The following is a 19,744-nucleotide window of genomic DNA, read 5'->3' on the forward strand; positions in this document are numbered from 1 at the left end:
AGCCCGGTATACCCGGCAGATGCGCGAGGAACTGCTGCCCGGCGGTAACACCACCGGTGCCGTGTTGATCGGTGGTGTCGTACACAAGCGGGCGTCGCGGTGGACCGCCACCGTGCACGCGGTGCTGCGACATCTGGAGGATGCCGGGTTCGATGCCGCTCCCCGCGCGCTCGGCTTCGACGACCAGGGGCGCGAGATGCTCAGTTTTCTGCCGGGGGAGACGATCGGCGGCCGGGAGCCGTGGCCCGGCTGGGCGTCGGCCGACTCGATGCTGGTCCAGGTCGGCCAATGGCTGCGCCGGGTCCACGACCTGACGGCCGGCTTCACGCCACCGCAGGACGAGTGCTGGTTCGTCGGCCGCACGATGGGCCCCGGGCTGGTCGTCGGGCACCAGGATGCGTCGCCCTACAACGCGGTGGTGGACGGTGACCGGCTGGTCGGGTTCTGCGACTGGGACACCGCCGGCCCGTCGTCCCGGGACTGGGACCTGGCGTTCTCCGCGCTGACCTGGGTGCCGCTCGCGTCGCCGCGCGACGGCAGGCCGTTGAGCGACGACGACGTACGCGAGCGGGCCCGTCGGTTGCGTCTTCTGCTCGACGCGTACGGCTACGAGGGCGACCGGGACGATTTCGCCGTCGCAGTGCCGCAGCGGGCCCGGCGGCAGGCCGACGTGATCCGCCACCTGGCCCACGCCGGGGACGCCGCAGCCAGCGCGCTGCTGCCCATCGCGGAACTCCTCGAACGGTCCGCGACTGACGTCGAGGCCCTGCCGGCCGCCTTCTGGACGCGTTGATCGAGGTCCACCACCCGGCCCTGCGATGTCATCCGGGCCGGTTCTGGTGCAGCGCCCGACTGGCTTCGATGTGGGGGACGTGCTCGATGGCCCAGCCGGCGAGGGCCAGCGCGGGCGGGATGAGGCTCTTGCCGGTGGGGGTCAGCGCGTACTCCACCCGGGGTGGGACCTCCGCGTACGCCGTCCGCGCGACCAGGCCGTCGCGCTCCAGGTGGCGCAGGGTCAGCGTCAGCATGCGTTGGGAGATGCCGGGTATCTGCTGGTGCAGCTCGGTGAAGCGCAGTGCGCCCCGGTCGAGGGTCGCCACGATCAGCAGTGTCCACTTGTTGCAGATCCGATCCAGGATCGCCCGGATCGTCCGGCCGCCGTCGCCCCGGATCAGGCAGGTGTGTTCGTACTGCGACATGACCATCCCCTGTGCCTCACGCACACCCGTGTGCCTTTTGTAAGCCCTCCGATACTGACACATGATGTGGCTACTTCCTTCTCGTAACCATCGTGCTCATTACCGAAGGGGCCCGTCATGACACTTGCCTACTGGATCGTCGCCGCCCTGCTGGCCGTGTTCTACCTGTACGCCGGGGGCAAGAAGGCCACGCAGAGCCGGGAGCAGCTCCAGCCGATGATGGGCTGGGTCGATCGCGTACCCATGCCGATGGTCCGGACCATCGGGGTGCTGGAGATTCTCGGCGCGGCCGGCCTGCTCCTGCCACCGCTGACCGGGATCGCGCCCTGGCTCGCCGTCGCGGCGGCCGTCGGCCTCGTCCTGATCCAGGTCGGCGGCATCGTCGTGCACCTGTCCCGGGGTGAGGCCCGCCAGATCGGACTCAACATCGTCCTGCTGGTGACCGCCGCCGTCACGGCCTGGCTGGCCACCACCTGGATCTGAGTACGGCCCAGGGCACCCGTACCTGCCTGCGTGACGGCGGCCGAATCTGAGTAGTCGGCCCGGGCCGCGGCCGGCGATCGCCGACTGCACGTAGCACATGTGCTACGTTTGGCGCATGCATGAGGTGGGGCTTCGGGAGATGCGCCAGAACGCCAGCGACCTGGTACGTCGGGCGCAGGCAGGTGAACGCTTGACGATCACCGTCGCCGGCCGCCCGGCAGCCGTGCTCGGCCCGGTCAGCCCGCGAACCTGGCGCGAGTGGGACGACCTTGCCGGTGTGTTCGACCAACCCACCGACGCCGCGTGGGCAGGCGACCGTGATCTCTTGGACGGCACCGTCACCGATCCATGGGCTGAGCGGTGAGCCGCGGCATCCTCGACACCAGCATCCTCATCGCCAACGACGTGACCCCGATTCCGGGTGAACTGGCCATCAGCGTCGCCAGCCTCGCCGAACTCCAGTTCGGTGTCCTGGTCGCGAAAACCGCCGAGGCGAGGGCGCTCCGATTGGCGCGGTTGAGTGCCATCCAGCGCCGATTTGATCCGCTGCCCATCGACGACGTGATCGCCGACAGCTACGCACGACTGGCTGCCCGCGTCGTCGAGGCCGGCCGTCAGCCGCGAGCCAGGGTGATGGACCTCCTCATCGCCGCAACCGCACATGCCCACGACGCCGCCGTCTATACCCGCAACGCCGACGACCTCGCAGGAATCGAAGACCTCGTCAGGATCCGCATAATCTGACGCGATCCGTAGGCGGACGTGATCCGTCAGTTGGCCCGCGCCGGGGACGCCGCGGCGACCGCACTGTTGCCCATCGCCGCACTCCTCGAACGGTCCGCGACCGACGTCGAGCCCTCCCGGCGACCTTCTGGACGCATTGACCGCTCCCGGGGCGGGCGGGGTCGGCGTCACCGGCACCGTCAGTCCCGGGGGCGGGCGGCGACTGCGGCCACGGTTGCCAGGTCTTCGCCGGAGAAGCCGGCGCGGCTCAGCACCGCCAGGGACTTGTTCGTCGCCAGCGTGCACAACGCCCACTCGGCCGCCTCCTGCTCACCGGCCCCCGCCGCCAGCAACGCCTGTTCCAGCATCGCCCGCAGGCCGTCGATCACGGCGCGGACCATCGCCTGGCCCTCCGCATCGAGGGCCGGGAACTGCGCTGCCGACACGGTGACCAGGCAGCCGTCCGGGACGGTCGGGTCGGCGATGCGGTTCAGGGTGACCCGGAGGAAGGCGGCCACCACGGCGTTCGGGCTGGGGTGGGGGCCGCGTAGCGCCTGGTCGAACAGCGGGTGGTAGGTCTGCGTGTAGAGCTGGAGGCTCTTGCGGAAGAGGGCGCTCTTGTCGCCGAAGGTGCCGTAGAGCGAGCTGCGGCCCAGGCCGGTGCCCTCGGTGAGGCGGTCGATCGAGGCCTCCGAATAGCCCCAGCGCCAGAAGACGTGCATCGCCCGTCGTAGCGCCTTGTCCACGTCGAACTGCTTGCGACCTGCCATGGTCGCCAGCATACCCATCTTGTACCGATCGTTCCAAGGGTCTTGTACTGATCGTTCCAAGATGGGTATGGTCGCCGGCATGACAACCCTGAGTTCGCTGCGGCTGCCCGCCGGGTTCACCGACGTCTTCACCAGCCGGCTCGTCGAGCTGGACGGGCTGCGGCTGCACGCGGTCACCGGCGGGGACGGCCCGCCGTTGCTGCTGGTCGGCGGGTGGCCGCAGACCTGGTACGCCTGGCGCAAGGTGATGCCCGCCCTCGCCCGCACGCACACCGTCGTCGCCGTCGACCCGCGCGGGTCCGGGCTCTCCGACAAGCCCGACGCCGGGTACGACGCCGGCACGCTGGCCGCCGACCTGGTCGCCCTGATGGCCGCGCTGGGCCACGACCGGTTCGACGTGGTCGGCCACGACATCGGCATGTGGACCGGGTACGCCCTCGCCGCCGACCACCCCGGGCGGGTGGGCCGGCTCGCCGTCGTCGACGCGATCATCCCCGGGCTCACGCCGACCCCGTCGTTCTTCAGCCCGGCCGCAGTCAGCCAGCGGCTCTGGCACTTCGGTTTCAACCGGCTCGACGATCTCAACGAGGAGCTGGTCCGGGGGCGGGAACGGCTCTTCTTCGGCTACCAGTTCGCCAAGAAGGCCGCCACCCCGACCAGCATCCCCGGGTACGCCGTCGACGTCTATGTCGAGGCGATCGTCGCGGACCCGCGCGGGCTGCGGGCGAGCTTCGGGTACTACCGGGCGCTGGACGAGACGATCGCGCAGAACGCGCAGCGCGCGAAGACCCGGCTGACGCTGCCGGTGCTCGCCATCGGCGGCGCGCTCTACAGTGGCGCACTGGTCGCCCAGACGATGCGACTGGCGGCCGACGACGTCACCGAGGTGATCATCGACGACTGCGGCCACTACGCCGCAGAGGAGCAGCCGGCCCGGTTCACCGAAGCCCTGGAGGGCTTCCTCGGCGGCCGACCGGCAGCAGGCGGGCCGCACGCCTGACCCGCTCGTGGCGGTGGCCGGCCGTCCCCGGCCTCCGCCCCGGCGGCTCCCGCGCGCCGGGAACCGTCTCCGGGGCAGCGTGCGGATGCTGTCGGCTCGTCACGAGCGGGTCCGCTGCGAGGCGACCGGGGTGGTGAAGAAGTCGGCGAGCGCATCGAGCAGGTGTCGCGGGGCGCGGTTGAGCGCGTCGTGGCCGGCGCGGGGCACCGCCAACGTGCGGGCGTGCGGCATGACCCGCGCCAGCGCCTCGTTGGTCGGCCGGTAGTAGGGCGGCCCGCTGCTGCCGTAGGCCAGCAGCGCCTCGGCGGTGATGCCGGCCCACCGCTGCGGCGAGCTGTCGTGCTGCTGGATCAGCATGCTCTCGTCCAGGGTGGTCGGCAGCAACTCGCCCATGGTGCGCCCGATCGTCGTACGCAGGAACAGCCGGCAGATGCCGATCCGCACGGCCAGTGGCAGGCGCGACGCGGCCGACTGGGTGTTGAGGCCGGCCCCGGTGAGCGCCAGGGCGCGGGCGATGTCGCCCGCGTGTGCCGCCTCGCGGGCGGCGGGCACCCAGTCGAGGGGGAACAGGCCGTTGACCTGGACCGCCGCGTCATAGAGGGCCAGCCGGTCGATCGGCAACCCACGGGCGGCGGCGCGCAGGGCCACGAAGCCGCCGCCGCTGTGGCCGAGCACGTTGCGGACCCCGGTGGCGCTCAGCAGCGTCGCGAGATCGTCGATGTCCTGCTCACCGTCGTAGGGCTCGGCACGGGCCGCCGCGTCGGCCCGGCCGCGACGGTTGTAGAGGTGCACGGTGAACCGGTCGGCCAACCGCGCCGCCAGCCGGCGGTAGACCTCGATGGTGACGCCGCCGCCGTGCACGACCACGATGCCCGGCCCGCTGCCGAGGGAGTGGAGCACGATCTCGGCGTCGTCGGCCGCCGGCACCCGCTGCGCGGTCCACTGCTGTGGCATGTCGTCCTCCCCATCAAAACTGCGAACGGTGTTTGCAGTTTTAGAGTGTAGCGGTGACGTCCTCCGCTGAGCCAGCCCGTCCGCCGATCTGGTCCCGGCCGGCCCGGGGGTTGCGCGGGCCCGCCCCGACGCACTCCCGGGACGAGATCGTGGCCGCCGCGATCGCGATGGCCGACGCCGACGGCCTCGGCGCGGTTTCCATGCGGGCGGTCGCCGCCGCGCTGCACACCGGCGCCGGGTCGCTCTACCGCTACCTGTCCTCCCGCGACGACCTGCTCGACCTGATGGTCGACCGGGCGGCGGGGGAGCTGCGCCCCTACCCGGAAGCCGACGGCGACTGGCTCGACGCGATGCTCCGGCTCGCCCGACGGCAGCTCGACCTGTACCGCCGGCATCCGTGGCTGGTGGCGATCCTGCCCCGGCCGACCGCCCCCGGCCCCCAGAGCCTGGCCTGGTTCGACCACTGCCTGGCCGTCCTGCGGCCGGTCCCGGCGGCGACCACCACCAAGTTCGAGGCGATCGCCATGATGACCGGGGTGACGTCGCTGTTCGCCCGCCAGGAGACCGCCGCCCCGCCGGTCGGCTTCGCCGGCATCGACCTGGCGGCCTACCCGAACCTGGTCGCCGCCATCACCGATCCGGCACCGTCCGCGCCCCGCGACCTCTTCGAGACGACGGTACGCAGCGTCCTGCGCGGACTGCTCACCGACGACGCCGGATAGGCCGGGCAGGCGGCCCCTACTGGCTCCAGCCGCCGACCCCACCGCTGCCGGTGCCGCTGCCGTCAGTGCGGTTGCGGTGTTCGTCGAGCCGGGTCCGGGCCTCGGCCGACGCCTGCTGGTCGAGAATCCGCCGGTCGGGGTCGATCGATGCCTGTCGGGCGCGACGCCACAGCCAGACGGCGGCGGCAGCTCCCACCACGAGGATCAGGATCATGAGCCAACGCATGTCGGCCTCCGTCCATCGAAGGAAATTCCATTCCGTAGTGGTCCGGTAACTCCACCGCCCCAGTATGGCCAGCTCCTGTCAAGCGAACGGGGAGCCGAGGCGCGCCGATCACCGCCGCCGGGGGCGGACTGGATCGGAGACACCGGCCACCCCGGGACCCCGCGCCGGACCGATCCCGCGACTAGGGTCCGACGGGTGACACAGCCGCAGGTCAAGAAGCCGTCCACGCCGCACCGGCCCCGTCGGCCGGCGGGCACGCCGTCCATGGTGGCGCTGGTGCTGCTGACCGGGGTCGGGCCGTTCGCCACCGACGCGTACCTCGCCGCCCTGCCCGAGCTGCGGCGCTCCCTGGACACCAGCGCGACCGTGGCCCAGTTGACCCTGACCGCGTTCATCATCGGGATGGCCGCCGGTCAGCTCCTGCTCGGCCCGGTCAGCGACGTCCGGGGCCGACGCGGCATCGTCCTGGTGAGCACGCTGAGCTTCACGCTGTTGTCGCTGCTCTGCGTGGTCGCCTCCAGCGGCGGGGTGCTGGTCCTGGCCCGACTCGGCCAGGGGATCGCCGCCGGCACCGGAGTGGCGCTGGGCCGGGCGATGGTGACCGACGCCTGGCAGGGCACGCAGGCCGCCGCCCGGTTCGGCAGCATCGCCTCGGTGACCTTCCTCGGCCCGGTGCTGGCGCCCGCCGTCGGCGGAGTGATCCTCGACCACGGTGACTGGCGTACCGTGTTCCTCGCCCTCACCGGGCTGGGCGCGGCGATGGCGGTGGCCGCGCTGGTCGGGCTGCCGGAGACGCTGCCCGCGCACCGCCGGCAGGCGGGCGGCCCGCGCGAGGCGGTCGGGCGGATGGCCGGGCTGCTGCGCGACCGGGGGTTCCTCACCCACCTCACCGTGCTGTGCCTCGCGATCGCCGGCTTCTTCACCTACATCGGTGGGTCGTCGTTCGTCTTCCAGACGGTCTACCGGATGGACGAGGCCCGCTACACGCTCATCTTCGCCACCAACGCCGCCGGCATGGCCGGGGCCGGGCTGCTCTTCCGGCTGCTGGTGACGCGGCTCGGGGCCGGCCCGCTGCGGGCCGCCGGGGTGGGAGCGTCCACGGTGGCGACCCTCGCCCTGCTCGTCGTGGCCCTCGTCGACCGGCAGGCCGCGCCGCCGTTGGCCGTGCCGTGGGCGTTGCTCGCCGTGGTGGTGACCGGGATGGGCCTCACGCTGCCGGCGACCACCGCGCTGGCACAGGAGGCCGGCCGGCATTCCGCCGGCACCGCCGCCGCGCTCCAGGGTGGTCTGGGCTTCCTGGCCGGCGCGCTGGTCACGCCGCTGACCGGTCTCCTCGGGTACGCGAGCCTGCTGCCGATGGCGGCGGCCATGGCGGTCTTCTTCGTGGCGGCGTCCGGGGTGCTGCTGGTGCTGGCCCGGCCCCGGCGTGGCTTCTCAGTCACTTCACAGCCCTAGCAGCTAGGGTGCGCCGGGTAACCGTGCGTGCTCCACGGTGGAGTACGCGCCGACCGTGAAGCGGGAGTTCCGATGGTCTTCAAGAAGATGCTGAGCGCGTTCGGCGTGGGTGGGCCCAGCGTCGACACCGTCCTGGCCAACCCGAACACCCGGCCCGGCCTGACCCTCGACGGCAACGTGAACCTGGTCGGCGGGGACGCCCCCGCCAACATCGAGCAGGTCGTCATCGGGCTGGTCACCCGGGTCGAGATCGAGGGCGGTGACAGCGAGTACGCCGGGGTCATGGAGTTCCACCGGATGGTGGTCAGCGGCCCGCTCCAGCTCGCCCCGAAGCAGCAGCTCGCCATCCCGTTCCAGCTGCCGGTGCCGTGGGAGACCCCGATCACCGACGTCTACGGCCAGCGCCTGCACGGCATGACCATGGGTCTGCGTACCGAGCTGGCGATCGCCCGCGCGGTCGACAAGAGCGACCTCGACCAGGTCAACGTGCACCCGCTGCCGGTGCACGAGCAGATCCTGGGCGCGTTCCAGCAGCTCGGTTTCCGGTTCAAGCACGCCGACCTGGAGCGGGGCCACATCCGGGGCTCCCAGCAGACGCTGCCGTTCTACCAGGAGATCGAGTTCTTCGCCGCACCCCAGTACGCGCAGGCCATCACCGAGCTGGAGCTGACCTTCGTGACCAGCCCGCACGGGGTCGAGGTGGTGCTGGAGTGCGACAAGCGGGGCGGCTTCCTCAGCTCCGGGCACGACGTGTTCGGCCGCTACACCGTCTCGCACGCCGACGTCGACCGGGTCGACTGGGTCCAGGTCGTCGACGGCTGGCTGCGCGAGACCACCTCCACGTACGGCAACCTGCGCGCCTCCTCCGGGTACGGCGCCCCCACCCACGGCTACCCGATGCACGGCAAGGGTCACGGCCACCACGGCCGGGGCCCGGGGATGGGCGGCGTGGTGGCCGGCGCGGCCCTCGGTGTCGCCGGTGGCCTGGTCGCCGGCGAACTGATCGAGGACGCCTTCGAGGGTGACGACGGCGGCGACTTCGGCGGCGACGAGTGAACTGAGGTCAGGTCCGGCGGACCCTCGTCGGGCGGGTCGCCGGTCCGGTGTGGAGACGTCGTGACGGCTGGACCGCGCTCGGCGGTCACGTGGACCAGCGATGGCCCCCGGGAGGAATCCCGGGGGCCATCGTCCTCAGCAGCTTGCGCTGCTCGGGTCAGCTACGGTCAGCGACGACCCTTGCGCTCCGCGCCGGAACGCCGCGCCGAACCCGCCTTCGCCAGGCCCCGGCTCACCAGGTAGGCGCCGGTCAGGGCGGTCAGGAACCACCACGCCTGCGTCGGGTTGTTGATGTTCAGCCCGTTCGTGGCGGTACCACGCCAGAAGGCGGAGATCACCACGACCGCGACTGCGGCGGCGTACACCCAGAACTCGGTCGTCAGGAACGACTGCTTGGTCTCCGTACCCGGCGACGGCATCGGCTCCCGGTGCCCGTCGTGCATCGCCGGCATCTGCCGGGTCTGCTCGTTCATCATGGCGTTGCGCTGGGCGGTGTCCTGCATCGGCCGGTTCATGGGCCTGGTGGATGCGGCCTGCGTGCTCATCTGGTCCTCCTCAGGATTTGATGAGTACCTGCGCTTCCCTCGCCCCGCTACCGCGGTCGGCCACGGCACGGTTCGCCTGCTGTGGCGGGGGCACCCTGGGTCTACCCCCCGACGGTGAGCAGGTAACACCGGCTTCCGGCCGAAAATCCGCCGCCGCCGGGCCCGCCCTCCGGTGCCCCGACCGTGGTACGCGGCGACGCCTCGCCGACGCAGGCCCGGTCCGCGCACGGCCGGGGTGGGGTGCGGTCCGCGCGCCGCCGGGGTGGGCAGCGGACCGGCACCTCGACCGCCGGCTGCCAACCTCGTTTCTGGCGGCGGGGGGCGGTGTTTGGTCGTCCGGACCCCGGGCACGCAGCGGGTTCCGCCGAGACTCTGCGAGGTGATGGACGTGCGCGACGACGACGTGATGCGGAACTCCACCCGTGCGGCCGAGGAACGGCTCACCGCCGGGGTGTACGGCCCCGGGGCGCTCGACGAGGTGACCGTGCCCCGGGTCGACGTGACCAGAGCCATCCAGGAGGACGACCCGGACGACGTGGCCGACGTGCCGATCGACCCGGAGGTGCTGCGCGACGGTGGCCCGACCCGGGGCCAGGGGGCGGTGACCACCACCGGCGGCACCGCCGGCCCGGCCAGCGTGCGGCGGGTGGCCCGGCAGCCCGGGCGGCACCCGGGCAAGGTCGCCCCGACCACCACCGGCGACGCCACCACCGGTGGCCTGAGCACCCCGACCGGCGGCCCCGTCAGCGACCAGTCCGCCAGTGCCGTCGAGATCGGTGACTTCTCCGACGACTGACACCATCGGAGGTGGGGTGGGTCGCCCGGCCCGGTGCGGCCGGGCCCGCCCCGGTCACCGGGCCGATCGCCCCGACGACCCGCGACCACGGATGTCGTGGCCTTCCGCCGGGGAGGCCACGACATCCGCGTCTCACGCCCGATCTCGCGGGTGGTCCGGACCAGGCGGTGGGTCAGGCGGCGGGGCGGAGCACCCCCAGGCGTTGGGTGGCGCGGGTCAGCGCGACATAGAGGTCGCTGCGGCCCCGGGGGGACTCGGCGACGATCCCGTCCGGGTCGACCACCAGCACCGAGTCGAACTCCAGCCCCTTGGCCTGGCCCACGGTGAGCAGCACCACCCGGCTCTCCAACTCGGGCTGCTCGCCGACCGCCGCCTCGGGCAGTGCGGCCAGCAGGACGCCCGCCAACTCGTCGGCCCGCCCGGCCGGCACGATCACCCCGAGCCGCCCCTCCCGGTCACCCGGGCGGGAGTCCGTGCCGCCGCCGTCCAGCCCGGCGGCCTCCCGGCGGGCCGCCTCGACCAGCTCCGCGCCGAGCCGGTCCGGTGCGACCGTCCGGTCCCACGGCGGCACCCCGCTGTGGCGTACCGAGCGGGGTGGGCGCAGCTCCGGGTCGATCCCGGCGAGCACCTCGGCGGCGACCGCCATGATCTCGGCCGGAGTGCGGTAGCTGACGGTCAGCTCCTCCAGCCGCCACCGCCGCGCCACATACGGCTCCAGCGCCTCGGCCCAGGACGGGGTGCCGGCCAGCGCGCCGGTCTGCGCCACGTCCCCGACGATGGTCATCGACCGGCTCGGGCAACGACGCATCAGCAGCCGCCAGGCCATCGGGGTCAACTCCTGCGCCTCGTCCACGATGACGTGCCCGAACGCCCAACGCCGGTCGGCGGCGGCCCGCTGCGCGGTGGTCAGCCGGTCGCTCTCCTCCTGCCGTTCCAGCAGCCGGTCGGCGTCGATCAGGTCGGTGACACCGAGGATCTCACCGCCTTCGGCCTCGTCCTCCACGTCGATCGAGCGGGAGCCCCGGGCGATCTCCAGCACACCCTCGGCGTACTCGCGTTGGAAGGAGCGGATGCGTTCCCGGCGGGCGGCGGCGGCCCGCTCGTCCTCGCCGAGCAGCTCGGCGGCTTCGTCCAGCAGCGGCACGTCGGCCGGCGTCCAGCCGTCGCCCGCCGGGCGGTGCAGCAGGGCGCGCTCGTCGTCGGTGAGCATCGGCGCGGCGGCGGCGATCCGCTCCGGCGCGGCGTACAGGTCGGCGAGCAGCCGTTGCGGGGTGAGCACCGGCCAGAGCCGGTCCAGCGCGGCGGTGACCTCCGGTTCCTCGCGCAGCTCCCGGCGGATCTCGGCGCGGTCCGCCTCCTCCAGCAGGTTCTCCCCGCCGAGCGGGTCGGCGCCGATCCGCTCGGCGACCTGGTCGGCGAGGGCGTGCACGATCTCGATGTCGAACAGCGCGCGGGCCAGGTTGTGCGGGCGATCGGTGCGCCGGACCCGGTCGCGGGCCTGGCGTACCGTCTCCGGGTCCAGCCGCAGCATCTCCCGCTGGGGCAACTCGATCTCCAGCGGCTCGTCGGGCACCCACTGCCGGTCCCGGACGGCGGCGGCGAGCACCTCGGCCAGCACCGCCCGTCCCTTGAGGGCGGCGGTCCGGGCCGGCTCGGCACGACGGGCGCTGACCCCGGGAAAGAGGTCGCCGGGGGTGCTGAGCAGCACCCCCGTCTCGGCCAGTGCCGGCAGCACCTGCGAGATGTAGCGCAGGAAGGTGGCGTTCGGCCCGACCAGCAGCACGCCCCGGGTGGAGAGCTGCTGCCGGTGGGTGTAGAGCAGGTACGCGGCGCGGTGCAACGCGACGGCCGTCTTGCCGGTGCCGGGGCCGCCCTGCACCACCAGCACCCCGGGCAGGTCGGCCCGGATGATCCGGTCCTGCTCGACCTGGATGGTCTCGACGATGTCCCGCATCCGGCCGGTCCGGCCGGCGCTGAGCGCGGCGAGTAGGGACGCCTCGCCGGTCAGCTCCTCGTGGCCGGTGGGGGAGGCCGCCTCGATGTCCAGCACCTCGTCGTTGAGGCCGGTGACCTTGCGTTCCCGGGTGCGCAGGTGCCGCCGCAACCGGATGCCCTGCGGATTGGCGGCGGTGGCGAGGTAGAACGGCCGGGCGGCGGGGGCACGCCAGTCCATCAGCAGCGGGTCGTAGTCGCCGTCGGTGTCGAAGATGCCGATCCGGCCGACGTAGTGCCGGCTGCCGTCGGCCCCGTCAAGCCGGCCGAAGGCCAGCCCCTGTTCGACCGCCGAGAACTGTTCGACCTGGTCGGCGTACATCCGGACGGCGCTGTCGCGTTGGGAGCGGTCCTGCTGGGTGCCGCCACCACCGGCGCGCAGCTCGTCGGTGAGCCGCCGGCCGGCCTGCTCGCGCAGGTCGTCCAGCCGGCCGTAGAGCATCGACACGTACTCCTGCTCGCGGCCGATCTCGTCGTCGGGTTGCCGCAGCTCGTCCGGGTGCGTTGACAAGCCGTCTCCTCATAGATTAGAATCACGCATGGAATGGCTCTGCGGCCATTCCACTTTGCATTTCGGGAACTGTTCAAGATACCGCCTGCGGCGGCCCCCCACCAAGCCTTCGCCCGACCGGCAACCCCGGCCTGGCCCCGTTCGGGTCGCTGGCCCCGCGCGGTCGCTCCCGGCTCCCGGCTCCCGGCTCCCGGCTCCCGGCTCCCGGCTCCCGGCTCCCGGCTCCCACCGGCCTGGGTCATGGCTGTCGGCCGGGCCCGGACATGCCGACGGGGGCCCGCACCGGCTTGCGCCGGCCCGGACCCCCGAGGGTCGTGGCGTGCGGGATCAGCCCCGCGCGGCCTGGTACAGCCGCTCCGGGGTCACCGCCCCGGCGAGCACCCGCCCGTCGTCGGTGAGCAGCACGCTGAACAGCTTTCCGGCGAACAACCGGCCGCTGCCCCAGTCCCCGCTGACCTTGGGCAGCCCGTTGAGCAGGTCGAGGGCCTGCGCCGCGCCGGGGCCGTCGGCCGGTCCGGGCTTCGCCGCACCACCCGCCGGCTTACCCGCCGCGTCCGCCTCGTCCGTCCGCACCACCAGCACGGTGGCCCAGCCGGTCCCGACGGTACGCAGACCAGACTCGTCGCCCGCACCGGGCCGGCGTGCCGCGTCGGGCTTCGACCCGGCCCCGGCCTTCGACCGCGCCCCGGCCTTCTCGCCCGGGAACTCGCCGGTCGCCTCGGTCACCTTCACCCCGGGCGGCGGGTTGAAGGTGAACTGGTCGGCGTCCGGCCGGCGGTAGTCGACCTGGGTGAAGGCCATCTCGAAGGCCGGCTGGTCGGCGCCGTCGGCGAGCACCTCGAACCGCAGCGGCACGTGCTCGGTCGCGTCGATGGCGATCCGTACCTGGTGCACCAGGGACGCCTCGTCACGCGGGGTGAGCACCAGTTCGTACGCGTCCCGACCGGCGACGGTGGCCGACCGGCCGGTGGTGACCAGCGTGCTCGGGTCGACGGCGGCCAGGGCCCGCTCGGCGGCCTCCTGCGGGGTGACCGGCAACGCGCCCTCCGCCGCCCGCCCGGTCGACTCCGGCAGGGTGCGGTGCGTCGCGGTGTTGGCCTTGCTGTCCCAGGTCCACACATCGCGGCCGGAACGGATGACGTCCCGCTCGCCGAGGGTGTCGAGCAGCGCGACCCGCTGCCGGTCCGGTCCCGAGTACCAGACCCGCAGGGTGTGCGTGCCGCTGAGCAGCGCGGCGTCCCCACCGGCCAGGCCGACCAGTTTCGGCAGCCCGAGATCGGCGCGCTGCACCACCGTGCCGGAGAGCCCGTCCAACCGGGCGGTCTGCAGGTCGACGAGCAGTTGGGCGGCGCTGCGTGGCGGCAGGGCGGGTTCGGCGTTCGCGGCGAACGTGCCGATCGCGGCACCTCCGCCCACGACGGTGACCGCGGCGGCCAGTGGCACCAGCCACCGCAGGGTGGAACGGTTCTTCAGTACGGACATGGGGCACCTCCTGGGACCACTCTGCCGGTTGGGTGCTGTGAACCGGCTGAGGACGGCGTCCCGGTGGGTCACGGCCAGGTGGCACGCTGGGGTCATGCGGGTGCTGGTGGTGGAGGACGAGGCGCGGTTGGCGGCGGCGTTGCAGCGTGGCCTGACCGCCGAGGGGTTCGTGGTGGACACCGCGGGCACCGGGCCGACCGGGCTGGACGCCGCCCGGCACGGCGGTTACGACGCGATGATCCTCGACGTGATGCTCCCCGGCCTGTCCGGCTACGAGGTGGTCCGCCGGCTGCGCGCCGACGAGTGCTGGCTGCCGGTGCTGATGCTCTCCGCCAAGGACGGCGAGTACGACCAGGCCGACGGGTTGGACTGCGGGGCGGACGACTACCTGACCAAACCCTTCTCGTACGTGGTGCTGCTGGCCCGGCTGCGGGCGCTGCTGCGTCGGGGCGCCCCGGAACGACCGACCGTGCTCACCGTCGGGGACCTGCGACTGGACCCGGCCCGCCGGCGGGTCACCCGGGCCGACGTCGAGGTGGTGCTCACCGCCCGGGAGTTCGCGCTGTTGGAGTACCTGATCCGCCGACCCGGCGAGGTGATCTCCAAGACCGAGTTGCTGGACCACGTCTGGGACGCCAGCCTGCGGACCGCACCCAACGCGGTCGAGGTGTACGTCGGCTACCTGCGCCGCAAGATCGGCCGGGACCGGTTGGAGACCGTCCGGGGCGCCGGCTACCGGCTGATCCCGTGAGACGCCCCCGCTGGCCGGTGCTCGGCCTGCGCGCCCGGCTGATGGTGCTCGGCGTGGCCGGGCTCTCGGTGGGGCTGGCCCTGGGCGGAGTGGTGCTGCTGGTGGCGTTGGGCTGGACGCTGCAACGCACCGTCGACGAGGAGGCGTTCCGCACCGCCGACGCGGTCGCCCGGCTGGCCGGCGAGGACGCCCTGCCCGACCCGCTGCCGGTGGCCGGCGGCCAACTCCGGGTGCAGGTGGTCGACTCCGCCGGGCGGATCCGGGCCGCCTCCATCGACGCCGACCGGCTGGTGCCGATGGTCCGCCCCGACCAGCTCACCGGCAACGGTCGGCAACGCACGGTGGTGCCCGGCCAACGGCTCGGCTGGGAGGGGCCGGTGCGGGTGGTGGCGGTGCCCGCCCAGTCGGCGGGGGAGCCGTTGACCGTCCTGGTGGGCCGCTCCACCGTGGACATCCGGCACGCCACCCAGGCCGCCCGTACCATGTTGCTGGTCGCCTTCCCGCTGCTGGTGGGGCTGCTCGCGGTGGTCGCCTGGCGGGTGGTCGGGGCGACCCTGCGGCCGGTCGAGGCGCTGCGCAGCGGGGCGGCCGAGATCACCGGCCGGGACGCGGCCGACCGGCTGCCGGTGCCCGCCTCCCAGGACGAGATCCACCGGCTGGCGGTCACCCTGAACGACATGCTGGACCGGTTGGAGGCGACCCGTGCCCGGCAACGGTCGTTCCTCGCCGACGCGGCGCACGAGCTGCGCAGCCCGTTGACGAACATGCGTACCGAGCTGGAGGTGGCCCAGCGCCTCGGTGACCGTTCCGACTGGCCGGCTGTCGCCGCCGACCTGCTCGCCGACACCGAACGGCTGGGTCGGCTCGTCAACGACCTGCTGCTGCTCGCCCGGCTCGACGAACAGTCGGCACCGGGGGCCGGCCACCCGCGCGAGGCGGGGCCGGTGGAGCTGGGCGGGCTGCTCACCGAGGTCGCCGCCCGCCGGCCGGGCCCACCGGTCGCCATCGGGGCGGAGCCGCCGAACGCGGACAACCCGCCCACCCCGCCGGATGTCGGCGGTTCGTCCGTGCCGCCGGGTGCGGGCAGCGCGCCCGACCCGGCGGGTGACGGTGGTTCGCCGGCCCCGCCGGGTGGAGGCAGCCCGTCTGTCCCGCCTGGGATTGGCGGTTCGTCCGTGCCGCCGGTCGTGCTCGTCGCTGCGGCGTCGGGGCCGGCGTGGACGGTGGGTGTCCCTGACGAACTGCGGCGGGTACTGGGCAACCTGGTGGACAACGCCGTCCGGCACGCGCGTACCCGGGTCGTGCTGGCCGTCGAGCCGGCAACGGACGGGGCGTACCACCTGGTGTCGGTGACCGACGACGGGCCGGGCATCCCGGTGGCGGACCGGGAGCGGGTGTTCCGCCGGTTCACCCGGCTGGACGAGGGCCGGGCCCGGGACGCGGGCGGCGCCGGGCTCGGCCTGGCCATCGTCCGGGAACTGGTCCGCCGGGGCGGCGGCACGATCGACCTCGCCGACGCGGCGCCCGGCCTGGTGGTCCGGCTCCGCCTACCGGTCCTACCGGACCCCGACTGAACCATCACCCCGCCCCCCCGCCCCCCCGCCCCCGCGCCCCCGCGCCCCCGCGCCCCCGCGCCCCCGCGCCCCCGCGCCCCCGCGCCCCCGCGCCCCCGCGCCCCCGCGCCCCCGCGCCCCCGCGCCCCCGCGCCCCCGCGCCCCCGCGCCCCCGCGCCCCCGCGCCCCCGCGCCCCCGCGCCCCCGCGCCCCCGCGCCCCCGCGCCCCCGCGCCCCCGCGCCCCCGCGCCCCCGCGCCCCCGCGCCCCCGCGCCCCCGCGCCCCCGCGCCCCCGCGCCCCCGCGCCCCCGCGCCCCCGCGCCCCCGCGCCCCCGCGCCCCCGCGCCCCCGCGCCCCCGCGCCCCCGCGCCCCCGCGCCCCCGCGCCCCCGCGCCCCCGCGCCCCCGCGCCCCCGCGCCCCCGCGCCCCCGCGCCCCCGCGCCCCCGCGCCCCCGCGCCCCCGCGCCCCGCGCCCCCGCGCCCCCGCGCCCCCGCGCCCCCGCGCCCCCGCGCCCCCGCGCCCCCGCGCCCCGCGCCCCCGCGCCCCCGCGCCCCCGCGCCCCCGCGCCCCCGCGCCCCCGCGCCCCCGCGCCCCCGCGCCCCGCGCCCCCGCGCCCCCGCGCCCCCGCGCCCCCGCGCCCCCGCGCCCCCGCGCCCCGCGCCCCCGCGCCCCCGCGCCCCGCGCCCCCGCGCCCCCGCGCCCCCGCGCCCCCGCGCCCCGCGCCCCCGCGCCCCCGCGCCCCCGCGCCCCCGCGCCCCCGCGCCCCCGCGCCCCGCGCCCCGCGCCCCCGCGTCCCTGCGCCCCGCCCCCGCCCCGCCTCGAAGCGCGACCCTGCCCACCGCCCGCTGAACACGGCAGCCGAACGGTGCAGCCCGCCCGCCCGTCCGCGTTGATCAAGAGGTTTGCGTCACCCACGACGCGATTCCTGACGTAAACCTCTTGATCAACGCCTCATCCACCCCACCTGGCTGGTGATCAAGAGGTTTGCGTCATGTGGGGCGGGTGGGATGGCGTAAAGCTCTTGATCACCGCGGACGGACGGGGTGGGCGGAGCGGGGCGGGGCTGGGGGAGCGGGGCTGGGGGAGCGGGTGGGTCAGCGGCGGGTGGTGCAGACCCGTTTTGCCCGCGCTACCAGGTCGGTGGACCAGACCACGGCGACGGTGAAGCAGTAGTTGGTGCTCCGGTCCAGGCCGTGCACGACAAAGTTGTCGGTGCCGGGCGGCAGGGTCTGGAACGGCCGCGGGTCCTGCCCGGCCTGGGCGGCGGAGAGGATCACCGGGCCCTCGCCACCGGCAGGGTACGTCCAGGTCAGGGTGATGCCGTCGGGTCGGTCGCGCAGTGTCACCCGCCCCGGTGGGGTGCCCGGCGAGGCGGGTGGTGCGGCGTTCGGCGTGACGGCGGTCGGGGTGGCTCCGGGGCCGCTCGACGCGGCTGGCGGCGTTTCGTCGGGGCTGCCCACCTGGGACACCCCGGCGATCACCGCGACGGCGCCCAGCAGCACCACCGCGACCCCGGCTGCCACCAGCGGTACGGCACCCGGGCGGCGCGGGGGTGGGGCGTGCCGCCGTGGCACCAGCACGGGAAGCAGCCGGGATGGGTCCACCGGCGGGCTCGGCGGCGCGACCCGACGTACCCCGGCGGCCTCCTGCTCGGGGTGGCCCGGCGGTGGCCCGGCGTACGCGGATTCCCGCCGGCTACTGGTCGCCCCGGACCCGGCCGGCGTGGTGGTGGCCGGCTCGGGCGGCCAGCGCCCGTCGTCCCCGACCCGGCCCGACCCGGCTGGATAGCCTGCTGCCGTCGGATAGCCGCCCCCGTCGGGGTAGCCGCTGCCTCCGGGACGGTCGCCCCCGGTCGGGTAGTCGCCCCCGGTCTCGTAACCGCCCTCGTTCGGGTAGCCGCCCCTGGTCGGGTAGCCGCCCCCGGCGGGGCGACCGTCCCCCGGGAAGTAGCCGCTGTCCGCGGAATAGCCGCCCCCGTCGGAGTAAGCGGGGTCGGCGGAATAGCCGCTGTCCGTGGGATAGCCGGTGGGAGTGGGGCGGCTGGGGGGTCCGAAGCCGGCCGGGTGGTCGAAGGGGGCCGACCGGCCGGCGTCGTGCGGGTAGCCGGTGTCCTCGGGGGGGAGCCGCTGGCCGGGCACCGTCGGCGGGTACGCCTCGTCGGGTGGCACCGTCCCGGCCGACCAGGCCGGCAGGTCCGGTGGACCCTCGGCGGGCGGGGGGGTGCGGGCGGCCGGGACGACCGGTGTCTCGCGCTGCGGGGTGGGCTCGTCGTCGCAGACGTGATCCGGGTCGGCGGCGGCGCGGGCCAGCGCGGCGACCTGCCGGGCCAGCGGGTCGTCGGCGGCCAGGTGCTGGCGGGCCAGCTCGCGGGCGAGGGCGAGGTTGTCGTGCGCCTCGTCGAACCGGCCGCAGTCGCGTTGCATCGCGCCGAGCCGGGCGAGCATCTTGATCCCGCTGGCGTGCCCGTCGCCATAGACCTCGCGGTGCAGCTCCCAGGCGTCCTGGAGGCGTTCGCGGGCCTGGGCGCACTGACCACGGGCGTACTCCACGGTGGCCAGATCGGCGTGCGCGGCGAGCACCCGCAGCGACTCGGGGCCGTCGTGGGCGGTCAGCTCCAGGATCACCTCGGAATAGAGCCGGGCGGCGCGGGCGTCGCTGCCGACCCGGTGCAGCACCGCCGCCAGGGTGGCCGCCGTCGAGATGGTCCGCTGGTCGGAGATGCCGTACAGGCGGCTCGACGCCGCGTACGCGAAGGCGGCCCAGCCGCGCGCCGAGTGCGGTTCGCCGAGGGTGACCAGCAGCCGGGCCTGGAGCCCGGCGGCCTCGGCCAGCTCGGGGGAGGCGTGGTCGGGGCGGGGGTCCGCGTCGGTCAGCGCGTCGGCGAGCAGTCGCTGGGCGCCGGCCAGGTCGCCGGCGGACACCAGGTGCTGCGCCTGGAGGGTCAGTTCACCGAAGCCGGAAGACACGCCCCATCGTGCTTGGCCGGCGACGGTTAGTACAACCCTTGCCGGTCGGCAACTTGGTCAAGAACCGGTCAGGTGGGCGACCAGCGTCTCGCTGATCCGGCGTAGCTGGTCGACCTGGGCCGGGCTGAGCGCGTCGAACAGGTGCCGGCGTACCCCCTCGACGTGGCCGGGCGCGGCGGCGGCGAGGGCCGCGAAACCGGCCTCGGTGAGGACGGCGATCTGGCCGCGTCGGTCGGTGGGGCACTCCTCGCGGCGGACCCAGCCGACGGTCTCCAGCCGGGCTGCGGCGTGCGAGAGGCGGCTGCGCGACGAGCCGGTGAGGTCCGCCAGCTCGCTCATCCGCAGCCGCCGGCCGGGCACCTCGGAGAGCCGGACCAGGATCTCGTAGTAGGCGTGCGGCATCCCGGCGTCGCGTTGCAGCTCGCGGTCGAGGGTGTCGGTGAGCGCCCGGGAGGCGGCCAGGAAGGCGCGCCAGGTCTGCTGCTCGTCGTGGTCCAGCCAGCGGGTCATGACCGTCATCATAGCCGGAATGGTTGAACGCTCAACCAAATCGCGCTAC

General features: G+C 74.6%; 20 protein-coding genes. 11 read left to right on the top strand and 9 right to left on the bottom strand.

What is annotated here, in order from left to right; translation table 11 throughout:
* Nucleotides 1–19 precede the first annotated feature (19 nt).
* A complete protein-coding gene (locus ACQP1S_RS09085; RefSeq protein WP_432905152.1) occupies nucleotides 20–793 on the top strand; it encodes a phosphotransferase in 774 nt (257 codons plus the stop codon).
* Between the two features lie 28 nt (nucleotides 794–821).
* Here ACQP1S_RS09085 and ACQP1S_RS09090 read toward each other — a convergent pair whose 3' ends face one another.
* Entirely contained in the window at nucleotides 822–1,199 is a 378-nt protein-coding gene (locus tag ACQP1S_RS09090) for a winged helix-turn-helix transcriptional regulator (RefSeq protein WP_091251901.1), read from the bottom strand.
* A gap of 117 nt (nucleotides 1,200–1,316) precedes the next feature.
* Here ACQP1S_RS09090 and ACQP1S_RS09095 point away from each other — a divergent pair, with 117 nt between their 5' ends.
* From ACQP1S_RS09095 to ACQP1S_RS09105, 3 genes are all read left to right on the top strand, one after another.
* On the top strand, nucleotides 1,317–1,682 hold the full coding sequence (locus ACQP1S_RS09095) for a DoxX family protein (protein ID WP_432905156.1): 366 nt from the start codon (nucleotides 1,317–1,319) through the stop codon (nucleotides 1,680–1,682).
* A 115-nt stretch (nucleotides 1,683–1,797) separates the two neighbouring features.
* A complete protein-coding gene (locus tag ACQP1S_RS09100) occupies nucleotides 1,798–2,046 on the top strand; it encodes a type II toxin-antitoxin system Phd/YefM family antitoxin (protein WP_091251897.1) in 249 nt (82 codons plus the stop codon).
* The gene (locus ACQP1S_RS09105; protein ID WP_432905160.1) at nucleotides 2,043–2,426 is read left to right on the top strand and encodes a PIN domain-containing protein; all 384 of its coding nucleotides are present in this window, start codon (nucleotides 2,043–2,045) and stop codon (nucleotides 2,424–2,426) included. Before ACQP1S_RS09100 ends, ACQP1S_RS09105 begins: the two co-directional genes overlap by 4 nt.
* 179 nt (nucleotides 2,427–2,605) lie before the next feature.
* Here the strand turns inward: ACQP1S_RS09105 and ACQP1S_RS09110 are convergent, their stop codons facing one another.
* Nucleotides 2,606–3,175: a TetR/AcrR family transcriptional regulator gene (locus tag ACQP1S_RS09110; protein ID WP_432905163.1), complete on the bottom strand. Its 570-nt coding sequence runs from the start codon at nucleotides 3,173–3,175 to the stop codon at nucleotides 2,606–2,608.
* A 79-nt stretch (nucleotides 3,176–3,254) separates the two neighbouring features.
* Between ACQP1S_RS09110 and ACQP1S_RS09115 the strand changes: the two genes are divergently transcribed.
* A complete protein-coding gene (locus ACQP1S_RS09115) occupies nucleotides 3,255–4,175 on the top strand; it encodes an alpha/beta fold hydrolase (RefSeq protein ID WP_432905166.1) in 921 nt (306 codons plus the stop codon).
* A gap of 99 nt (nucleotides 4,176–4,274) precedes the next feature.
* On the opposite strand, the gene ACQP1S_RS09120 is transcribed toward ACQP1S_RS09115, so the two are convergent.
* On the bottom strand, nucleotides 4,275–5,129 hold the full coding sequence (locus ACQP1S_RS09120) for an alpha/beta fold hydrolase (RefSeq protein ID WP_432905169.1): 855 nt from the start codon (nucleotides 5,127–5,129) through the stop codon (nucleotides 4,275–4,277).
* A 53-nt stretch (nucleotides 5,130–5,182) separates the two neighbouring features.
* Here ACQP1S_RS09120 and ACQP1S_RS09125 point away from each other — a divergent pair, with 53 nt between their 5' ends.
* A complete protein-coding gene (locus tag ACQP1S_RS09125) occupies nucleotides 5,183–5,851 on the top strand; it encodes a TetR/AcrR family transcriptional regulator (protein ID WP_432905172.1) in 669 nt (222 codons plus the stop codon).
* 16 nt (nucleotides 5,852–5,867) lie between these two features.
* On the opposite strand, the gene ACQP1S_RS09130 is transcribed toward ACQP1S_RS09125, so the two are convergent.
* Nucleotides 5,868–6,077, bottom strand: a complete 210-nt coding sequence (locus tag ACQP1S_RS09130; protein ID WP_091251889.1) for a hypothetical protein — start codon at nucleotides 6,075–6,077, stop codon at nucleotides 5,868–5,870.
* A gap of 195 nt (nucleotides 6,078–6,272) precedes the next feature.
* Here ACQP1S_RS09130 and ACQP1S_RS09135 point away from each other — a divergent pair, with 195 nt between their 5' ends.
* Both ACQP1S_RS09135 and ACQP1S_RS09140 read left to right on the top strand, forming a co-directional pair.
* Entirely contained in the window at nucleotides 6,273–7,532 is a 1,260-nt protein-coding gene (locus ACQP1S_RS09135) for a multidrug effflux MFS transporter (RefSeq protein ID WP_432905176.1), read from the top strand.
* A 72-nt stretch (nucleotides 7,533–7,604) separates the two neighbouring features.
* A complete protein-coding gene (locus tag ACQP1S_RS09140) occupies nucleotides 7,605–8,588 on the top strand; it encodes a sporulation protein (protein WP_432905179.1) in 984 nt (327 codons plus the stop codon).
* 167 nt (nucleotides 8,589–8,755) lie between these two features.
* Here ACQP1S_RS09140 and ACQP1S_RS09145 read toward each other — a convergent pair whose 3' ends face one another.
* Nucleotides 8,756–9,040 (bottom strand): hypothetical protein, encoded by a 285-nt coding sequence (locus tag ACQP1S_RS09145; protein ID WP_176739158.1) that lies wholly within the window; start codon nucleotides 9,038–9,040, stop codon nucleotides 8,756–8,758.
* Nucleotides 9,041–9,521: 481 nt separating this feature from the next.
* Here ACQP1S_RS09145 and ACQP1S_RS09150 point away from each other — a divergent pair, with 481 nt between their 5' ends.
* Nucleotides 9,522–9,929: a hypothetical protein gene (locus ACQP1S_RS09150; protein ID WP_432905182.1), complete on the top strand. Its 408-nt coding sequence runs from the start codon at nucleotides 9,522–9,524 to the stop codon at nucleotides 9,927–9,929.
* Between the two features lie 172 nt (nucleotides 9,930–10,101).
* Here ACQP1S_RS09150 and ACQP1S_RS09155 read toward each other — a convergent pair whose 3' ends face one another.
* Together ACQP1S_RS09155 and ACQP1S_RS09160 are read right to left on the bottom strand one after the other, a co-directional pair.
* Complete coding sequence (locus ACQP1S_RS09155; RefSeq protein ID WP_432907910.1) at nucleotides 10,102–12,363, bottom strand: HelD family protein; 2,262 nt, start codon at nucleotides 12,361–12,363, stop codon at nucleotides 10,102–10,104.
* Between the two features lie 396 nt (nucleotides 12,364–12,759).
* Nucleotides 12,760–13,914: a LolA family protein gene (locus ACQP1S_RS09160; RefSeq protein WP_432905185.1), complete on the bottom strand. Its 1,155-nt coding sequence runs from the start codon at nucleotides 13,912–13,914 to the stop codon at nucleotides 12,760–12,762.
* A 94-nt stretch (nucleotides 13,915–14,008) separates the two neighbouring features.
* On the opposite strand from ACQP1S_RS09160, the gene ACQP1S_RS09165 reads away from it, so the two are divergent.
* On the top strand, nucleotides 14,009–14,665 hold the full coding sequence (locus ACQP1S_RS09165) for a response regulator transcription factor (protein ID WP_432905188.1): 657 nt from the start codon (nucleotides 14,009–14,011) through the stop codon (nucleotides 14,663–14,665).
* 41 nt (nucleotides 14,666–14,706) lie between these two features.
* Nucleotides 14,707–16,239, top strand: coding sequence for an ATP-binding protein (locus tag ACQP1S_RS09170; protein WP_432907913.1), 1,533 nt, complete (start codon nucleotides 14,707–14,709; stop codon nucleotides 16,237–16,239).
* A gap of 1,074 nt (nucleotides 16,240–17,313) precedes the next feature.
* On the opposite strand, the gene ACQP1S_RS09175 is transcribed toward ACQP1S_RS09170, so the two are convergent.
* Together ACQP1S_RS09175 and ACQP1S_RS09180 are read right to left on the bottom strand one after the other, a co-directional pair.
* Nucleotides 17,314–19,185, bottom strand: a complete 1,872-nt coding sequence (locus ACQP1S_RS09175; RefSeq protein ID WP_432905191.1) for a tetratricopeptide repeat protein — start codon at nucleotides 19,183–19,185, stop codon at nucleotides 17,314–17,316.
* 57 nt (nucleotides 19,186–19,242) lie between these two features.
* Complete coding sequence (locus ACQP1S_RS09180; RefSeq protein WP_432907916.1) at nucleotides 19,243–19,704, bottom strand: MarR family winged helix-turn-helix transcriptional regulator; 462 nt, start codon at nucleotides 19,702–19,704, stop codon at nucleotides 19,243–19,245.
* Between the last annotated feature and the right edge of the window lie 40 nt (nucleotides 19,705–19,744).

The sequence above is a fragment of the Micromonospora matsumotoense genome, from assembly GCF_050951065.1.
Taxonomy (GTDB): domain Bacteria; phylum Actinomycetota; class Actinomycetes; order Mycobacteriales; family Micromonosporaceae; genus Micromonospora; species Micromonospora matsumotoensis.

Bases quoted from the DNA above. Each gene is read 5' to 3' on its own strand.
- ACQP1S_RS09085 (WP_432905152.1), top strand. From the start codon at position 20: ATGCGCGAGGAACTGCTGCCCGGCGGTAACACCACCGGTGCCGTGTTG.
- ACQP1S_RS09090 (WP_091251901.1), bottom strand. From the start codon at position 1,199: ATGTCGCAGTACGAACACACCTGCCTGATCCGGGGCGACGGCGGCCGG.
- ACQP1S_RS09095 (WP_432905156.1), top strand. From the start codon at position 1,317: ATGACACTTGCCTACTGGATCGTCGCCGCCCTGCTGGCCGTGTTCTAC.
- ACQP1S_RS09100 (WP_091251897.1), top strand. From the start codon at position 1,798: ATGCATGAGGTGGGGCTTCGGGAGATGCGCCAGAACGCCAGCGACCTG.
- ACQP1S_RS09110 (WP_432905163.1), bottom strand. From the start codon at position 3,175: ATGGCAGGTCGCAAGCAGTTCGACGTGGACAAGGCGCTACGACGGGCG.
- ACQP1S_RS09115 (WP_432905166.1), top strand. From the start codon at position 3,255: ATGACAACCCTGAGTTCGCTGCGGCTGCCCGCCGGGTTCACCGACGTC.
- ACQP1S_RS09120 (WP_432905169.1), bottom strand. From the start codon at position 5,129: ATGCCACAGCAGTGGACCGCGCAGCGGGTGCCGGCGGCCGACGACGCC.
- ACQP1S_RS09130 (WP_091251889.1), bottom strand. From the start codon at position 6,077: ATGCGTTGGCTCATGATCCTGATCCTCGTGGTGGGAGCTGCCGCCGCC.
- ACQP1S_RS09140 (WP_432905179.1), top strand. From the start codon at position 7,605: ATGGTCTTCAAGAAGATGCTGAGCGCGTTCGGCGTGGGTGGGCCCAGC.
- ACQP1S_RS09145 (WP_176739158.1), bottom strand. From the start codon at position 9,040: ATGCCGGCGATGCACGACGGGCACCGGGAGCCGATGCCGTCGCCGGGT.
- ACQP1S_RS09155 (WP_432907910.1), bottom strand. From the start codon at position 12,363: ATGCTCTACGGCCGGCTGGACGACCTGCGCGAGCAGGCCGGCCGGCGG.
- ACQP1S_RS09160 (WP_432905185.1), bottom strand. From the start codon at position 13,914: ATGTCCGTACTGAAGAACCGTTCCACCCTGCGGTGGCTGGTGCCACTG.
- ACQP1S_RS09165 (WP_432905188.1), top strand. From the start codon at position 14,009: ATGCGGGTGCTGGTGGTGGAGGACGAGGCGCGGTTGGCGGCGGCGTTG.
- ACQP1S_RS09170 (WP_432907913.1), top strand. From the start codon at position 14,707: ATGGTGCTCGGCGTGGCCGGGCTCTCGGTGGGGCTGGCCCTGGGCGGA.
- ACQP1S_RS09180 (WP_432907916.1), bottom strand. From the start codon at position 19,704: ATGACGGTCATGACCCGCTGGCTGGACCACGACGAGCAGCAGACCTGG.